Source organism: Micromonospora arida, assembly GCF_003857035.1.
In the GTDB taxonomy this organism is placed as follows: Bacteria; Actinomycetota; Actinomycetes; order Mycobacteriales; family Micromonosporaceae; genus Micromonospora; species Micromonospora arida.
The window spans coordinates 1-15,964 of sequence record NZ_QGSY01000284.1 but is presented as its reverse complement, the minus strand read 5'-3'; the positions used below and the strand labels follow the sequence as shown (position 1 = coordinate 15,964).

17 protein-coding genes are annotated in these 15,964 nt (G+C 68.9%); 4 read left to right on the top strand and 13 right to left on the bottom strand.

Going from position 1 to position 15,964, the window contains the following annotated elements; genetic code table 11:
• Positions 1-28 precede the first annotated feature (28 nt).
• On the bottom strand, positions 29-862 hold the full coding sequence (locus DLJ58_RS29065; protein ID WP_124861086.1) for an NUDIX hydrolase: 834 nt from the start codon (positions 860-862) through the stop codon (positions 29-31).
• Positions 863-1,192: 330 nt separating this feature from the next.
• Between DLJ58_RS29065 and DLJ58_RS29055 the strand changes: the two genes are divergently transcribed.
• Positions 1,193-2,161 carry a Gfo/Idh/MocA family protein gene (locus tag DLJ58_RS29055; RefSeq protein ID WP_124861084.1) on the top strand — a complete coding sequence of 323 codons (969 nt, stop codon included), beginning with the start codon at positions 1,193-1,195 and terminating at the stop codon, positions 2,159-2,161.
• A gap of 597 nt (positions 2,162-2,758) precedes the next feature.
• On the opposite strand, the gene DLJ58_RS29045 is transcribed toward DLJ58_RS29055, so the two are convergent.
• The 8 genes from DLJ58_RS29045 to DLJ58_RS29005 all read right to left on the bottom strand — a co-directional run bounded on the left by DLJ58_RS29045 (position 2,759) and on the right by DLJ58_RS29005 (position 8,670).
• Positions 2,759-3,442 (bottom strand): hypothetical protein, encoded by a 684-nt coding sequence (locus DLJ58_RS29045; RefSeq protein WP_124861082.1) that lies wholly within the window; start codon positions 3,440-3,442, stop codon positions 2,759-2,761.
• Positions 3,443-3,567: 125 nt separating this feature from the next.
• Entirely contained in the window at positions 3,568-4,125 is a 558-nt protein-coding gene (locus DLJ58_RS29040; protein ID WP_124861080.1) for a hypothetical protein, read from the bottom strand.
• A 212-nt stretch (positions 4,126-4,337) separates the two neighbouring features.
• Positions 4,338-4,847, bottom strand: coding sequence for a hypothetical protein (locus tag DLJ58_RS29030; protein ID WP_124861076.1), 510 nt, complete (start codon positions 4,845-4,847; stop codon positions 4,338-4,340).
• Positions 4,848-4,962: 115 nt separating this feature from the next.
• Entirely contained in the window at positions 4,963-6,120 is a 1,158-nt protein-coding gene (locus tag DLJ58_RS29025; RefSeq protein WP_124861074.1) for a hypothetical protein, read from the bottom strand.
• Positions 6,117-6,641 carry a SigE family RNA polymerase sigma factor gene (locus tag DLJ58_RS29020; RefSeq protein ID WP_124861072.1) on the bottom strand — a complete coding sequence of 175 codons (525 nt, stop codon included), beginning with the start codon at positions 6,639-6,641 and terminating at the stop codon, positions 6,117-6,119. Before DLJ58_RS29020 ends, DLJ58_RS29025 begins: the two co-directional genes overlap by 4 nt.
• A 152-nt stretch (positions 6,642-6,793) precedes the next feature.
• Positions 6,794-7,669 (bottom strand): hypothetical protein, encoded by an 876-nt coding sequence (locus DLJ58_RS29015; protein ID WP_124861070.1) that lies wholly within the window; start codon positions 7,667-7,669, stop codon positions 6,794-6,796.
• A 42-nt stretch (positions 7,670-7,711) separates the two neighbouring features.
• A complete protein-coding gene (locus tag DLJ58_RS29010; protein ID WP_124861067.1) occupies positions 7,712-8,137 on the bottom strand; it encodes a hypothetical protein in 426 nt (141 codons plus the stop codon).
• Positions 8,134-8,670 (bottom strand): MauE/DoxX family redox-associated membrane protein, encoded by a 537-nt coding sequence (locus DLJ58_RS29005; RefSeq protein ID WP_124861065.1) that lies wholly within the window; start codon positions 8,668-8,670, stop codon positions 8,134-8,136. Before DLJ58_RS29005 ends, DLJ58_RS29010 begins: the two co-directional genes overlap by 4 nt.
• Before the next feature lie 435 nt (positions 8,671-9,105).
• Between DLJ58_RS29005 and DLJ58_RS29000 the strand changes: the two genes are divergently transcribed.
• Positions 9,106-9,933, top strand: coding sequence for a helix-turn-helix transcriptional regulator (locus DLJ58_RS29000; protein ID WP_158629638.1), 828 nt, complete (start codon positions 9,106-9,108; stop codon positions 9,931-9,933).
• Between the two features lie 167 nt (positions 9,934-10,100).
• On the opposite strand, the gene DLJ58_RS28995 is transcribed toward DLJ58_RS29000, so the two are convergent.
• The 3 genes from DLJ58_RS28995 to DLJ58_RS28985 form a co-directional block, all read right to left on the bottom strand.
• Positions 10,101-11,108, bottom strand: coding sequence for an inorganic phosphate transporter (locus tag DLJ58_RS28995; protein WP_124861061.1), 1,008 nt, complete (start codon positions 11,106-11,108; stop codon positions 10,101-10,103).
• A gap of 4 nt (positions 11,109-11,112) precedes the next feature.
• Positions 11,113-11,739, bottom strand: coding sequence for a DUF47 domain-containing protein (locus DLJ58_RS28990; protein WP_053655020.1), 627 nt, complete (start codon positions 11,737-11,739; stop codon positions 11,113-11,115).
• A gap of 127 nt (positions 11,740-11,866) precedes the next feature.
• Entirely contained in the window at positions 11,867-12,808 is a 942-nt protein-coding gene (locus tag DLJ58_RS28985) for a PPK2 family polyphosphate kinase (RefSeq protein WP_124861059.1), read from the bottom strand.
• 190 nt (positions 12,809-12,998) lie between these two features.
• Here DLJ58_RS28985 and sigJ point away from each other — a divergent pair, with 190 nt between their 5' ends.
• Positions 12,999-13,964, top strand: a complete 966-nt coding sequence (sigJ, locus tag DLJ58_RS28980; protein WP_124861057.1) for an RNA polymerase sigma factor SigJ — start codon at positions 12,999-13,001, stop codon at positions 13,962-13,964.
• A 24-nt stretch (positions 13,965-13,988) separates the two neighbouring features.
• Here the strand turns inward: sigJ and DLJ58_RS28975 are convergent, their stop codons facing one another.
• Positions 13,989-14,495 (bottom strand): DUF402 domain-containing protein, encoded by a 507-nt coding sequence (locus DLJ58_RS28975; RefSeq protein ID WP_124861055.1) that lies wholly within the window; start codon positions 14,493-14,495, stop codon positions 13,989-13,991.
• Positions 14,496-14,597: 102 nt separating this feature from the next.
• On the opposite strand from DLJ58_RS28975, the gene DLJ58_RS28970 reads away from it, so the two are divergent.
• Positions 14,598-15,964 (top strand): ATP-dependent DNA helicase (locus DLJ58_RS28970; protein ID WP_208741400.1); only part of this gene is annotated, 1,367 nt, incomplete at its 3' end.

The following is a 15,964-nucleotide window of genomic DNA, read 5'->3' as shown; positions in this document are numbered from 1 at the left end:
GGCCGAGACTGCGGGGAGGTGTGAGGGCTCAGCCCAGGACGAAGCGGGGTTCGCCGTCCGGGGGCAGGTCCAGGCGCGGGGTGACCGGGCTGGCCGCGTCTCGATCGGCCGCCGCCCGCGCCACCCCGGGAAGGTCGCCGGCCGCCGCCACCTGGGCCAGCGTGACCAGGGTCGGTGGCAGCATGGTCAGCTCGCCGGCCTGCGCGCGGGCCAGCGCGTCCGCCGGGCGGATCCACAGGGTGTGGTCGGCCTCGCCGGAGACGTCGCGGGTCCGTTGGCCCGCCGGCAACAGGGCGATGAAGAAGTACGTGTCGAAGCGGCGCGGCTCAAACTCGGGAGTGATCCACCGGCTCCACGGCAGCAGGAGGTCCGACCGAAGGGTGAGCTGACGGTCGGCGAGCAGCGCCGCGAAGCCCAGCCGCCGTCCCTCCAGGTCCTGCCGGGCCGCCTCCCAGTCGTCGCCGCTGACGTCGCCCACCACGGTCTCCCGGTTCGGGCCGGCGAGCAGTACGCCGGCCTCCTCGAAGACCTCCCGGGCGGCCGCGCAGACCACCGCCTGGGCGGCCTGCGGGGCCACGCCGAGCCGGTCCGCCCACTCGTCCGGCGTCGGGCCGGCCCAGTCCAGGTGTGCCTCCGAGTCGGAGCGGTCGACCCCACCTCCGGGGAAGGCGTACATCCCGCCGAAGGTCATCGCGGCGACCCGGCGGATGACGTACACCTCGAAGTCGGCATCGGTCGGACGCAGCAGCAGCACGGTGGCCGCGACCCGCGGCGTCGCCGGGGTGCCACCCTCGGCCTGGAACCGGCGGGCGTGCTCGACCAGGGCGGCCGGGGCGGCGAAGCCGTCACTGTCGATCGTCATGCCCGCGAGCCTAGTTCCCGCGGGGGAACGCCGGCCGCGCGCTGGGCGATGGAGCGGTCGGCTCGGTCGGCCCGGTCGGCCCGGTCGGCCCGGTCGGCCCGGTCGGCCCGGTCGGCTCGGTCGGCCCGGTCGGCTCGGTCGGCTCGGTCGGCTCGGTCGGCTCGGTCGGCTCGGTCGGCTCGGTCGGCGAGCATGATGACTCTGAGGCATCAATATGTCTCAGAGTCATCACGCTCATCAGGGCGTCAGGCCCGAAGCGTCGGGTCGGGATGTGGTCGCGGTCGCCGGCCGGGCAGCGGGCGGTTCACCCGACTCGGCTAGCGTTCCGGCATGACTCGTTGGGGCATCCTGGCCACCGGCCACATCGCCAGCCGTTTCGCCGAAGACCTCCGGCTGGTGCCGGACGCCGAGTTGGTCGCGGTCGGTTCCCGCGCCGCGGAGAGCGCACGGCGCTTCGCCGACACGTACGGCGCGAAGCGCGCCTACGGCTCCTGGGTGGAGTTGGCCGCCGATCCGGAGGTGGACGCAATCTACGTGGCGACTCCGCATTCCGCGCACTACGAGGCGGCGATGACCTGCCTCACCGCCGGGCGGGCGGTGCTGTTGGAGAAGCCGTTCACGCTCGACCTGGCCACCAGCACCGAGTTGGTGGAGACCGCCCGCGCCGCCGGGGTCTTCCTGATGGAGGCCATGTGGATGCGGCTGAATCCGATGATCCTGCGGGTGGTCGAGCTGATCGCGGACGGGGCGATCGGCACGGTGACCGGCGTGCGGGCCGACTTCGGGGTGGCCGGGCCGTTCCCGCCGGAGCACCGGATGCGCAACGCGGCGCTGGGCGGGGGCGCCCTGCTCGACCTGGGGATCTACCCGATCAGCCTGGCCCACCTGCTGCTCGGGGTGCCGCAGCACATCAAATCCTGGGCGCAGCTCGGCCCGGAGGGGACTGACGAGAACACCGGCATGCTGTTCGGCTACGACACCGGAGCCCTGGCGACCCTGAGCTGCGGCATGGTCGGGTTGAGCGGGCAGACCGCCTCGGTCACCGGCACCACGGGGCGGATCGACCTGCCGGAGCCGTTCTTCCGGCCGGGTTCGGTGACCCTGCACCGGGCCGGCGCTGAGCCGGAGACGATCGTCGCCGACGGGGCCGGCAACGGCTACCAGTACGAGGCGATCGAGGTGCAGCGCTGCCTGACCGCCGGCCTGACCGAGAGCCCGGTGGTGCCGCACGCCACGACCCTTGAGGTGATGGCCCTGCTGGACACGGTCCGCGAGCAGATCGGCGTCCGATACGAGTGAGGGGTAGTACCCCGACCGCCGTAACTAGGCGGCGGTCGGGGTCCAGAAGTGCGATGCCCGGCCTGCCCGAGAGTCACAGAAAAGTTTTGCAAATCGACAGGTAGTTGCCAGTATCACCGCAGTAGTTATAGACGTTTCGGCCGTCAGAGCACCGGAAGTGGCCTCCGCCACCGTTCCAGATCCACGCGTTCTTCTGGTTACAGCTGTATAGCTCTACTCGGTAGTCGACGTAGTCACAGCCTGACTTGAGAGAATCGTCGCGATGGAATCCTCGACCATTGCAGTATGAGGAACTGATCGGTCCACCGACACAATTGCTGCCACTGAAGCCGGATGCGCTACAAGTCGTGTGGGTCGGGTAGGTGGAGTACCAACCCGCGTTGGCTCGACGGGCACCCGGCAGCAACGCGATCGCGCTGACGCCCACCGCCATGCCAGCACCTAGCATCGATCGAAGAACTGTTCTCCGGGTGGCTGCAGCACGCCGAAGTCGCGTACCAACCAAGCTCGCCGTGGCGAGTTGCGGTGCAGTGTCGGCATCAGGGATTGTCTGATCCAGCAGAGACATTGGCCACTGTCCTTTCGATTTCGGAAGCGTCACGCAGGATCCCAGGCGATCTTTACCAACTCGTCGAGGAAGGCGAGCTGTCGATCCCCTACCTCACCCGGCACGTCCGGCTGCAGCACGGTGAAAGCGGCAGCCGAGGCGTGCAGCAGCACCGACCCACTGCCGCCCTCGCTGGTGTCAACGTTCTTACGCCAGGTCTCTCCGGAACGGGTGGTCGCGCCGCGCCAGCGGGGCACCAACTCGGTCGCATTTACGGCCGGGATGATGGTTATGTCGCCGACTCCCGGGATGCGCTTGTAGACCCGCTCGGCGGAGATACTTTCCTTTGGCACGCTGCCCACACCAACTCGAACCCCCAAGGGGCTGTCCGTGAAAGTCAGCCGATCGAATCGGCCAAGAGCGTGGGCGAGTGAGATCGCGCCGTCGTTGACGAAGTCGAACACCTCGTGCCACTGGCCCTGCCAGGCCATCAGCACCCGGTCGTCGACGGCACTGCGAGCGACGATGAAACGACCACCGGCGAACGAAAGCTCGTCTGTGACGCGGCCCCTCAAATCGCGCTCGATGATGGGTCCGCAGTTGCCCACCGGCGCCACTTGGAAAAAGCGTTCCTGAAGTCCCGGCGCGGTGGCTGCGTACTGGCGAGCGACCTGAACGCGGAACGCCCCAAGCCACGGATGCCCCAGATCGTATCCGGGCGCATCGATGGTCACTACTGCGCCGCTGGCGGTCTGAAATCGGGGCAAGGCATCGGGTCGACGTCTGGGCGCCATTCCGACCTCCATTGTCAAGCTCCTCTCGTTGAACGGATGCCGCTGTGAATCGAAGGCCCGGACTTTCACCTGCCGGCGATAAGCAGGATCGCCACCAGCAAGGCGCCGGTGCCGACAGTCAAGACGATCCGGGTCAGACGGTCGTACCTACGTTGTGCGTAATCCCAGGCATCGACATCGCCGTGCCAAAGCCGCGAGAGAGCCATCCAGGCGCGCCCCCCACCAAAGGCGATGCCGCTGACCAACGCGACATCCCAGGGCACAAGCAGGAGCAGGCCCAGGACCAGGATGTGGGGAAGACCCGACGTCATGTACGTCCGGACGCCTGTTCCCATCTCGAAGCCGAACTGCAGCGGTCCATACCTGCTGTCCGCTGTGACGATCGTCTGTGGCACCTGCCGGGCGTTTTGCGGTAACCGAAGACGGTAAAGCCCGAACTCTTGTCCGGCGACGACGAGGAACAGCCCACCCATGAGCATGGCGGCCAACACGGTAGGCACCACCGGTCGCACCAGGGATCCCACCACGACTGCGACGGCGGCGGTCGTGAGACCGCCCAACAACAGACCGCCTGAGAACCACCAACGCGCGTTGTCTCGCCAGACCGACGAGCTCAGCAACATGGCCGAGTTGAAACTTCAAACCGAGCCCGATATTGAGTATCCCGCAGCCAATGCGAGCACCACCCAAGCGGAAAGAACAGGAAGAGCGCCAGCGGACACAAGGGCCGCGTCCGCAACCGCAATGAGCATCAGGACCACAGCTACTGTCCAGGGGTGGGTCACCGGCCCGAGGACAGCACGGGGGCTGCGAGGCGTCGGTGGCTCGACGATCGTCATGCCGAAGGGGCCTGAGCGAAGCGGCTTCCGGCGACGTGCTCTGCCACAGTTCGAAGCGCATCAGCGGACCCGACCGGCTCGGCGAGTAGCACGGCGCCCTCAGCGGAGATCAGGACGAGGGCTGGGCGCCACCCTGGGTCGAGATGGTGGTAGGCCGTGCTGTCCGCGACGAAGCGAGCATCCATTCCGGCGTAGCGAGTGCTGTTGTCATAACCAAGCATGACCGGTTCGATATGCGCCGGTAGATGTCTGACACTCGCGGCGAACGCAGGTGCGACCTCGGCGCAAGCCGAACAGTTGTCATCGACGAGCAATATCAGAGCGAACTGCGCGCCCTCTCGAGGTCGTACGGTCGGCGGGGCGAGACGCGCGCCCGAGCGCCCGCTCGGATGTCCGTGCACGGCAGCCTGCACGTCGCGCAGTTGCCGCATCATGCCGGCGAGCCCAAGCGCAATCAGCACAAGGACGACCCATGTGAGGACAAGCGCCGCTGTGACGAGATCCATGTCGGCCTCCTGACGGATACAGGCACTCCGTACCTGTCAGGAAGCATTGCGGCTGGCCGTCCCCGTGTCATCGGGTCGATGCGGCACCAAGTTGCCAGACAGCTTGATGCCGCCGTCAGCGTGCAGAAGCGCCTGGCACGGCCACGATTGACTCGTGTGGCAGAGCGACAAGGTCCCGCAGAGCCTTACCGGTCACCGCCACCACTGTTGTGGCTTGCCGACCGGTGTCGTTGGTCTGCCGACTGAGCAGCAGGCCGTCACCGTTGACGCCGAGAACGTTCCAGAACTCGCGGTTGCGGGTGTCGCGGGGCAGGTCGACGACGCGCTCAACGACACGTCCGTCGGCGGCCACCCGCAACACTCCGGTGGAGATGCCATCGGCGGTGCCCACCCCGAGGAGGTATCCGCCGGCGTCGGGGTCCACGAGGACCGACCCTGGGAGGAGACTCTCATTCTGGGCAAGGATCGCCGAGGCGTCGATGGTGACACTTCGCCCGGTCGCATCGCCGATGGCAGAGACCGTGAGCGTCAGCACCCGTACGGGCTCGGGTTGCTGGTCGCGCGCACGGGACACGATCTCACCCTCATTGGTCAACGCGAGGGGGGTACCAGCGGCCGGCATCACGGCCGGAGTCCTGCTGCCGGTGAGAACGTCCACGAGTGTGTAGGTGTTGTCATTACCCTCGCGGAAGTCACTTACCAATAGGCGTTTCGAGTCTGCGGACCAGAACCACGCGGCCGTGCGCCGGCCGCTTTCGGACGGCGGGAAGGCCATCGTCCGGGTGCCGGTGAGGTCGCGTACCACGTAGCCGTCGCCCGCCGGATAACCGAGCCAACGACCGTCTGGCGACAAGCTCAGCAGCATGGCAGACGACCCCGGGTTCCGTTCCTGGCCGGGGATGATGAACTGACGGTCGCCCACCACCGCAAGCCCCGGGCAACCCGACCGGCACCCCGCATAGGCGAAGCTGGCCCGACCCACCGCTCCGGGCGGCAGGGCGGGTGCGGTCGGAGGAGGGCTGAGCGTCGGCACCGGCGAGGAGGCCGCTGTCGTCACCTCGGTCGCCTGGTTGCCGGGCGTGCCCGTGGGTACGGACGGACGCACTGTCACCCAGGTGCCGACGGCGACAACGGCTACCGCGACCGCCAATGCGGGAGCGGCAAGCAGGGTTCGTCGCCTACGGCGTCCCACTGCCAATGCGCGCTCCGGGTCGGAGTAGTTCCGGGCGTCGTCGGCCAACTCCCGGTAGACGTTGCGGAAGTCGTCGTTCACTGAGCCTCCTCCGCAGTGGTGGACTGATTGGACAGACCGGGGCTGAGCCGGCGCAGGGTGACAAGGGCGTCGTGGCTGTGCCGTTTGACGGTTCCGACGGCACAGCCGAGTCGGTGTGCAGTCTCGACCTCGGACAGGTCCTCGTAGTACCTGAGGAACAGCACGGCGCGCTGCCTCGGCGGCAGGGACGCCAGGGCCGCGGCCAACACTTCACGTTGGGCGACCTCGTGCGCCACATCGCCCCGGGCGGGCCGATCAGGTGCTCCGCCAAGGAGTTCGCCATGGGTACGGCGGCGCCGCCACGAGCGCATCTGATTGAGCATCGCCTTCCGGACGTACGCGGCCGGGTTCCCGCCGGCTTCCACCCGTAACCAGTGCATCGCTGTACGAGCGAGCGCCTCCTGCAGCAGGTCCTCGGCCGCTTGGTGATCGCCGGTGAGTAGATAGGCGGCCCGTGACAGGGCGGCACCGTTGGCGTCCGCGAACTCCCGGAAACCCGAGTAGCGGTCGGCACGGCTCATACGACAACCTCCTGTCACAACCCTCAACCTGATAAACGCATCTGGGATTGATTTGGGTTGAGTGGTTCGACCGGCCACCAGCCGAGACGAGCGCAGCTCCGGTCCGCCGTGTGACACGACGGTCCGGAGCTGGCGACTGGACGTAGAGCTGACTACTCCTTACCAGCCAGATAGCGGTCCAGGTACTCGCGGTGTACGACCTGCGCGACGGGATAGAGCCACCGGCCACATGCCCCGTCTGCCGCAGCCCCCTGCAGTTCAGCCTGCTGGATATGGCGTAGCCGGGCGAGTTGCCCCTCGTCGAGCACGTCGGCGACCCGCAACACGGCGACGTCCCTTCCACTGGCGGTGTACTCGGCGACGAGCGTGTCGAACGCCTGCCGATACGGCTCGACCTGCAGGTGTATCGGTCCGCTGAGATCCTCACCCGATCGAACAGTGAAGCCCTTGCCGGTCATGCAACGCGCGTACTCGTCCTTGGCGGCGGCAATGCGTGGGTCTGCGTTCGCTTGGTCGCTCACCCGGGTCAACTCCGCCCCCTCGGCTGCGGGACCCCGCATCACGCCCGGTGGATCGCCGACCGCGTCGTCACGTCGCTGCTCGCAGGCCCCTCTCGCCTTGGCGTAGGCACGCTGCCGCGCAGGGTCGAGTAGTGCTTCGACGGCCAGGTTGGGATCGGTCCGTTGGCCACTGGCCGGGTGGTCAATCAGAGTGGATATCCCGAAGCCGTACCGTTGCGTGAACTGCGCCTCGGTCAAGCCGAGGCTGAGCCTGGGATCGGTGGGCGGGGTGTGCGCCACATACTGGAAGCCCGCGCTCTGCATGCATTCGCCCATGTACTGGTTGGCGCGGCGGTGGTAGTCGGCGATGTCAGTGACGTCGTATCCCTGCGCGGCGACGCGCACCCGTTCCCGCAGGTCAGGCAGACCCTTGGCGTTCACCGGCGTCGCAACCGCGACCCCACTCGCGACGGCGTATACGAGCGCTGCGAGAGCGGCGGCGAGCACCACCGGGATGATGCGTGGCAATCTCCTCATTGCGTGCCCTTCGTCAAGGTCGACCTGAACGGGTCAGAAGCCCCAGGTGGACTGGCGTCCCGTCGACCGGTAGTCGACCGCCAACTCCACTGAAGCGCTGGAGTTGCTCTGCCGGTCCCAGAACGTGTAGTTGGACCACCCGCCCGTCGTACACGAAATGCCATGGGTGGTCCGGGACGTGTCGTAGTAGTACGTGTAGGCGCAGCTTCCGTCGGTGTAAGAGTCCTTGACCTTCCCCCGATACTCGCTGTCTCCGTCACAGGTCGAGGCGTACTGGTAAAGCTCGTAGGCGATTTCAATACCAGCACTGTTGCGTAGCTGGAGGTAGGTGGGATTACCTCGGCCGGCGCAGTCAGCCTGGGCCGCCGGCGAGGCGACGAACACAAAGGTCGCCGTAGCAGCTGGGAGGAGGACCGCCGCGAGAGCGGCGTGCAGTCGGGTACGCAGGGCGAATCTCATCGAGCCTCCTGAAGGGGCCGGGCACCGTTGCGGAGAATGGGCAGCACGACAGCCACGGCAAATGCCGCAGCGAAGATCATTGCCCGGGTTGCGGCGTTGACGCCATTGTTGTCCTGATTCAATAGGACGGCCGATCCAGCGGACGCGACGGCAATTGCGGCATTGCTGGCGACCACGGCAAAGCTCGCCGGCTCATCCCCCGACGTGCACCCACATGCCACACCCGGAGCCAGCCACCGGAGAAGTCCCGCATAGACAGCCAATGCGGCAAATAGCGCCGCCTGGGCCAGCGCCGCGACAACGATCGAGGGAACTCCCACGACCATGGTCGTCACCACGAGACCAGCGACGCCCAACTCTGTCACGGTCAGCCCAACAGCCACCACCTTCGTCGACCATGCGGGGAACAAACGCTGCCGGTTCAGCACGGCACGTAGGCGGCCAAGATGAGACAGATGAGCGATGCCAGCCACTCCCAGCAAGAGCGCACCGGCCACGGTGAACGTGGCAGCGATGATGGTAAGGGTGATCATCGGATCCCCATTCGGGCCGTTGAGGGCGTGTCTGAAGCCCAGGATCAATCTGCCGCGCACCGGCCTTTGCCACCAGAGGCACCCGCTGGCACCAACGTGTCTGGCAACCTGATGCCAACCGCACTTCCGGGCTTGTGCATCGCGGAAGTCGATATACAGTGTCGTCCATCTTGATCTGGCGTCAGCCACGACGCCGCGCACGTTCAATCACGGGGAGCAGACGTGCCGGGGGATACGAGTCATGAGTCGCGTACCAATGCGGTCTACCGGGCCCTGTTGGCAAGCCCAACTAGCAGCGTTGGTGAGATCGCCACTCTGCTCGGGATGACCGAAAGCGTGGTGAGTGCGTCCATAAACAGCCTCATTGGCGACCATCTGGTCCGAATGGCGCCTAGCAGGCCGCCACGGCCCGTGGCAGTTGCCCCCGAGACATGCATGGGGGACCTCCTGGCCAGGGCGGAGGACGACATCGAACGGCAGCGGCAGCGGCTGGCCACCACCCGGCTCGCCTTCGCCGCATTGCTGAGCTATCGCGACACTGAGCGCGGCGGCGACATCGGCTTCCACGTCAGGGGCGTCGACCAGGTCAGGATGCGAATAACACAGCTGGCATCGTGGGCCCGCGAAGATCTTTTGATCTTGTCACCTGACGATTCGTCCACCCCAGCTTCGGTGGGACTAGAGGCCGGCAGGGCCGCGGCACGGCGTGGGCTGACGGTTCGCACCATCCATCACCACAAGGTACGCAGCGATGCGCAGGCGATGACGCTTCTTCAGTCGCTCACGTGTGCCGGAGTTCAGTTGGCCACCGTGCCGGAAGTGCCGCAGCTCATGCTCGTCGTCGATGGCGAGGTAGCCCTCGTGCCGGCTGGCTTGCCGGACGAGCCGACCGGGGCACTGGAGTTGCGTGCCCCTGGCGCGGTGGCGTTGGCGTTGGCTCTATTCGAATGGGTATGGTCGGTCGGTCTTCCCGTCGACAACCCCGACGATGTGACGCGGTCCAGCGTGACGCCGTTCGAACGTGCGATGTTGCAGCTACTCGCCGAGGGCCATACCGATGAGAGCACCGCCCGTCGGCTGCTCTGCTCGGTCCGAACCGTACGGCGATCGATGGCTGCGCTGATGCATCGGCTTGGCGCCCGCAGCCGATTCCAAGCCGGCACCCGCGCCGCAGAGATGGGCTGGCTTCCGCGCACCGGACTGCGGTCGGCGAGCGCCGACCTGGAGGAGACCGCAGCGCCGGGGCGTGAGGTGGCAGCCTAAGGCGACACCTCACCTCGACCTGTCTGCGGCGCGGCCGGCGACAGACGGTCACCCGTCCCGTCGTTTGGCACCACTTTCGCGTCCGGCACGAAGCGCAGGAGGGGTTCCCTTCCCAACGTGAGACGTCGGGAAGGGAACCCCTCAAGCCGCGTGGACCGACAGGCGGGTCAGCCGAAGAGCGGCCGGACCAGCAGGTACGTGACGCACGCGATCAGCGCGGCGGCAGGGAACGTGACGATCCAGGCGATCACGATGTTGCCGGCGACGTTCCAGCGGACTGCGGACAGCCGCTTGGTCGCGCCCACGCCCATGATCGCCGAGGTGATGGTGTGAGTGGTCGAGATCGGTGCCTTCAGCACCAGGGCGTTGAAGTAGAGCACCGCACTCGCCACCGTCTCGGCGGCGAAGCCCTCCGGCGGGCCCAGGTCGATGATCTTACGGCCGAGGGTGCGGATGATCCGCCAACCGCCGGCGTAGGTACCCAGGGCGAGCATCGTGGCCGAGGTCCAGAACACCCAGCCGGGGATGTGGGTCTTGTCGTCCTGGAACCCGCCCGTGTAGAGGGCGAGAACCACGATGCCCATGGTCTTCGCGGCGTCCTGCATGCCGTGACCGACCGACATGGCGGCCGCCGAGGCGGTCTGCGCCCAGCGGAAGCCCCGGTTGAGCTTGCCCGGCTGCCCCTTTCGGAACAGCCAGAGGATGGCCAGCATCAGCACATAGCCGAGGGTGAGGCCGACGATCGGCGAGAGCACCATCGGCAGGAGGACCTTCTCGCCGATGGTGACCCACTGCACGATGCCGCCCGTGGAGAGCAGGGTCGCGCCGACCAGGCCGCCGAAGAGCGCGTGTGAGGACGACGAGGGCAGACCGAAGTACCAGGTGATCAGGTTCCAGGCGATGGCGCCGAGCACACCGGCGAAGACCACCCCGAGGCTGGCGACCCCGGTGGGGAGGGTGACCAGGCCGTCGCCGACCGTCTTGGCCACACCGGCGCCGAAGTGGGCGCCGACGAAGTTGCCGACCGCGGCGAGCCCGAGGGCGATCCGGGGTGTCAGCGCCCGGGTGGAGACGCTTGTCGCGATCGCGTTGGCGGCGTCGTGGAAGCCGTTGGTGTAGTCGAACGCCAAGGCCACCGCGATCACCGCCAGCACGGCGATGAGTTCAGGGGACACCGGCTCAGGACTCCTTGACGGCGATGGTCTCGACGGTGTTCGCCACGTGCTCGAAGGCGTCGCAGGCGGCCTCCAGCTCGTCGGCGACCTCCTTCATCTTCAGCACCGTCAACGCGTCGTACTCACCGGAGAAGAGCCGGACGAGCAGCTGCCGGTTGATCCGGTCGCCCTCGTTCTCCAGCCGGTTGCACTCGATCCAGTAGTCCTCGAGATCCTTCATCGACTTCAGCCGGGGCATCGCGTCGGCGGTCAGCTTGGCCTGCTGGTCGAGCACGTTGACCATCTCGTGCAGCTCGCGGGGCAGCGCCGGAAGCTCGGTCAGCCCGTACAGGTAGAGCAGGTCGCCGACCGCTTCCAGGTGGTCCATCACGTCGTCCAGCAGCGAACCGAGCCGGTAGATGTCCTCCCGGTCGAAGGGGGTGATGAAGGTCGAGTTGATCTTCTTGTACAGATCGTGGGTGATCTGGTCGCTGTCGTGCTCGACCTCGGTCAGCCGCTCGCTGACGGACTGCACGTCCACGCCGGGCAGGGCCAGCTCGTTGAGCAGCGCGGTGCCCCGGACCAGGTTCTGCGCGGCCCTGGTGAAGAGCTCGTAGAAGGCGCCCTCGGTGGGGCGGAAGGAAAACTTCACAGCACAGACCTCGTCGCGTCGGTGGAAGGGTGGCGGCGCCCGAGAGCGCCCGCTCGGTGAATGCTAGAAAACGGCAGAACCGGGAATTCGCCGGCCCACCCCTGGCCAGGCACCATTCACCGGTCGTTCACCTGCCGTTCATCTCGGCCGCCCCACCCGCACCCACTCCCCCAGCCAACAGCCGCTTCCGCTCCCGCGCCACGTCGAAATCGGCAGCCGGATACCCCAGATCGAGAGTGTCGAACGTCTCACGCAGCAGGTGGGCCACCGCCCAGTCCCGGTACCACTTGCGGTCCGCCGGCACCACGAACCAGGGCGCGGCGTCCGTGCCGCACCGGCTCAGGGCCTCGGCGTACGCGGCCTGGTAGTCGTCCCAGTGCCCCCGCGAGTCGATGTCGGAGGGGTTGTACTTCCAGTGCTTGCGGGGGTCGGTGAGCCGGTCCAGCAGGCGCTTGCCCTGCTCGTCGTACGAGATGTGCAGCATCACCTTGATCAGGGTGACGCGGCCCTCGGTCAGCTCCCGCTCGAACGAGTTGATTTCGTCATAGCGGGCTCGCCAGGTCGTCTCCGGCACCAGCGAGCCGACCCGGGCGATCAACACGTCCTCGTAGTGCGAACGGTTGAACATCCCCACGTACCCCGGCGGCGGCAGCTCCCGGCGGATCCGCCAGAGGAAGTCGTGCCGCAGCTCCTGGCGGGTCGGCGGCCCGAACGAGCGGATGTGCAGGCCCAGCGGGTTCATCGCGCCGGCCACCCGCTTGATCGTGCCGTCCTTGCCGCCGCAGTCCATGGCCTGGAGCACCAGCAGCACCCGGTGCGCCGGCTGCTCCGACCCGGTCTTGGCCATCGCGAAGAGCATCTCCTGCTGCCGGCCCAACTCCTCGCCGACCAGCTCCACCTGCTCCCGCGCCCAGGTCTTACGGTGCTCACCACGGCCCGCGGGCTCCGGCAGGCCGGGCATGGACCGCGGGTCGATCGCGCCGAGGTCCACCGGCGCGGTGACCCGCAGCAGGTCCCGCACGGAAGCGCCGTCCGGTGCCACGATCTGCCCTTGCTCGGGTGCGCTCATGCACGGATCATCGCCCACCCACCGCTGTTCCGCCCGCCGAGAGCCACCTCCGGACCTGGGCCTGCTGATCGGCACCGACCGACCTCCGCCCACGGCAGGCGCCGGTCCACCGGGCCGTTTCGGGGCTGCCGGCGGGTCGACTCGGCGGGAGGATGTAGGCCGGGACGCCGACCGGAAGGGGTGGTGGGTCGTGCGGGAGTTGGCGACGGAGTTCGAGGCCGAGCGGGGCCGACTGCTCGCGGTGGCCCACCGGATGTTGGGCAGCCGCAGCGAGGCGGAGGACGCGGTGCAGGAGACCTGGCTGCGCTACGCCGGGGCACTGGCCGAGCCGGCGGCCCGCGCCGAGATCCGGGACCTGTCCGCGTGGCTGACCACTACCTGCGCTCGGATCTGCCTGGACGTGCTCCGCTCGGCCCGGGTCCGCCGGGAGGCGTACCCGGGGCAGTGGCTGCCGGAGCCGGTGGTGAGCCCGCTGGGCGGCCGGCCGACGGCCGACGGCTACGCGCCCGACCCGGCGGAGCGGGCGGTCCGCACCGACCAGGTCGGCACGGCGCTGCTGGTGGTGCTGGAGCGGCTCGCGCCGGAGCAGCGGGTCGCCCTCGTGCTGCACGACGTGTTCGCGCTGCCGTTCGCGCGGGTCGCGGGTGTGCTCGGCACCACCGAGGTGGCGGCCCGGCAGCTCGCCTCCCGGGCCCGACGGGCGGTCACCTCGCCGGACGTGCCCCGGCACACCGCCGACCCGGCCGAGCAACGCCGGGTGCTCAAGGCGTTCGTCGCCGCCACCGAGTCCGGCGAGCTGGACCAGCTGCTTCAGGTGCTCGCGCCGGACGTGGTCTTCGTCGGTGACTCGGGCGGGCACTTCCCGGCAGCCCGCTGGCCCGTGCTCGGCGCGGGCTCCGTGGCTCGCCTCACGCTCGGCCTGTTCGGCCGGACCGGTCGGTACCTCGACCGGGTGCTGGCTCGGCCCGTGCTCGTCGACGGCGTTCTCGGCCTACAGCTGGAGACGACGCACAGCGACGGGCGACCGATCCGCCTGGTCACCGCGTTCGCCGTGGACCAGGGCCGGATCACCGCCATCTACAACCAGCTCAACCCGGAGAAGCTGACCGACCTGCGGCCGCTGGACGCCGACGACGGCTGGCCGCCACGCTGGTGAGCCGGCCCGACCGGGCGTGTGGTCTCAGACCACCAGGGCCAACCACTTGCGGTACGCGGTGGCGAACGGCTCGGTGCCGTCACCCAGGGCCCCGAACAGCCGCTGTGCCGCGGCCTCGGCCTCGGCCACCACGTCGTCCGGGTAGCCGAACCGGGCCCGGTGCTCGGCGAACTCGTCCTCGTCGAGCAGCTCCACCAGGCCGGTGGCCCGCCGCCGGACGACGTCCAGATCCAGGTCGATCAGGTGGACGGTGTCGTCGGACTCCCAACGGGCCGGGGTCGTGATGTCGCAGTAGACCTCGCTGGTGCGGGGCGGGGGGTTGAACATGGCCGTCCACCAGGCGCGGTGTGGCACCAACAGCACGAACGGGATCTTCTCCACCGAGGGCCGGCCGTGGTAGACCGACTCGGTGCCCTCGGGCACGCCGAGCCAGATGCCGAGATCGTCCTCGGCGAGCCGGCGGGCCGGGTAGTCGCGGTGGGCGCTGCCGTCGTACTTGCGGTAGATCACGCGGACCATGTCGCTCGGCATGATTCGCACCCTAACCGATACTGCCCACGCGTCGTAGCACGGCCGTAACCGGACGCGGTCGGCCGCACCGCCCGCCCCGGTCGGCGTCGCGCCACGCGGCGGATGGGCGCGGCCGGTGTCGGCGGCGCCGGGTACCGTCGCACGGTGACTCCGCCCCGCACCGCCACCGGTTCCGCCACCCCGTCGGCCCGTGCCAAGGGCCGGCGGCGGGGTGCCCGACCCAGTGGCACCGAGCTGCTGGCGGCGGCGGTCGGCGCGGTGCCCGGCGGCGCGGAGCGTCCCGGCCAACTGCAGATGACCACGGCGATCGAGGAGTGCGTGGCCGGCGGCGAGCATCTGCTCGTGCAGGCGGGCACCGGCACCGGCAAGTCGCTGGCCTACCTCGCGCCGGCGCTCACTGTGGACGGCCCGGTGGTGGTCTCCACGGCCACTCTGGCGTTGCAGTCCCAGCTGGTCGACCACGACCTGCCCCGGCTCGCCGACGCGGTCGAGCCGGTGCTCGGCCGTCGGCCCACCTTCGCCGTGCTCAAGGGCCGCCACCACTACCTCTGCCTCGCCCGACTGGACAACTCCACCGAGGAGGAACCGGAGGACACCCTCTTCGACGCCCCCGCGGCGCGCCCCGGCGGCGGGACGAAGTGGCTCGGTGAGGCGGGCCGGCTGGGCAAGCAGGTCGAGCGGCTGCGCGACTGGGCGGAGAAGACCGCCACCGGCGACCGGGACGAGCTGGACCCGGGCGTCGACGACCAGGCCTGGCGGCTGGTGTCGATGCCGGCCCGCGAGTGCGTCGGCGCGGCCCGTTGCCCGTTCGGGCAGGAGTGCTTCGCCGAGGCGTCGCGGGCCCGCGCCCGGGAGGCCGACATCGTGGTGACCAACCACAGCCTGCTCGCGGTCGACATGCTCGCCGACCGGCACATCGTGCCGCCACACAAGCTGCTCATCGTCGACGAGGCGCACGAGCTGGCCGACCGGGTCTCCTCCGCCGCCCAGGCGGAGCTGGTGCCGGAGCTGATCGACCGGACCACCCGGCGGGCTCGTACGCTGCTGCGCCCGGAGACCGCCGAGGCGCTCACCGCCGCCGGTGACGCCTTGGCGGTCGGGCTGGCCGAGGCGCCGGCCGGGCGGATCACCGCGGGGCTGCCGACGCCGCTGCGGGAGGCGTGCACGCTGCTCGACGCGGCGACCCGCTCCGCCCTGGACGCGATCGGCGACATCAAGGCCGACGACCCCGACCCGGTCCGCAAGCAGCAGGCCAAGGCCGCCCTGGACGAGCTCTCCACCACCGCGCAGCGGCTACTGGAGGAGGGCGACCACGACGTGGCCTGGGTGGAGAAGAACGACAGCGGCAACCGCCGGGCACTGGTGGTCGCGCCGCTGTCGGTGGCCGGCACCCTCGCCACCCACCTGTACGACGAACGCACCGTCGTGGCCACCTCGGCGACCCTGGCGCTGGGCGGCCGGTTCGACAC

Coding starts and splice junctions, on each gene's coding strand:
- DLJ58_RS29065 (WP_124861086.1), bottom strand. CDS start 862: ATGACGATCGACAGTGACGGCTTCGCCGCCCCGGCCGCCCTGGTCGAG.
- DLJ58_RS29055 (WP_124861084.1), top strand. CDS start 1,193: ATGACTCGTTGGGGCATCCTGGCCACCGGCCACATCGCCAGCCGTTTC.
- DLJ58_RS29040 (WP_124861080.1), bottom strand. CDS start 4,125: ATGTTGCTGAGCTCGTCGGTCTGGCGAGACAACGCGCGTTGGTGGTTC.
- DLJ58_RS29030 (WP_124861076.1), bottom strand. CDS start 4,847: ATGGATCTCGTCACAGCGGCGCTTGTCCTCACATGGGTCGTCCTTGTG.
- DLJ58_RS29020 (WP_124861072.1), bottom strand. CDS start 6,641: ATGAGCCGTGCCGACCGCTACTCGGGTTTCCGGGAGTTCGCGGACGCC.
- DLJ58_RS29010 (WP_124861067.1), bottom strand. CDS start 8,137: ATGAGATTCGCCCTGCGTACCCGACTGCACGCCGCTCTCGCGGCGGTC.
- DLJ58_RS29005 (WP_124861065.1), bottom strand. CDS start 8,670: ATGATCACCCTTACCATCATCGCTGCCACGTTCACCGTGGCCGGTGCG.
- DLJ58_RS29000 (WP_158629638.1), top strand. CDS start 9,106: ATGGGGGACCTCCTGGCCAGGGCGGAGGACGACATCGAACGGCAGCGG.
- DLJ58_RS28985 (WP_124861059.1), bottom strand. CDS start 12,808: ATGAGCGCACCCGAGCAAGGGCAGATCGTGGCACCGGACGGCGCTTCC.
- DLJ58_RS28975 (WP_124861055.1), bottom strand. CDS start 14,495: ATGCCGAGCGACATGGTCCGCGTGATCTACCGCAAGTACGACGGCAGC.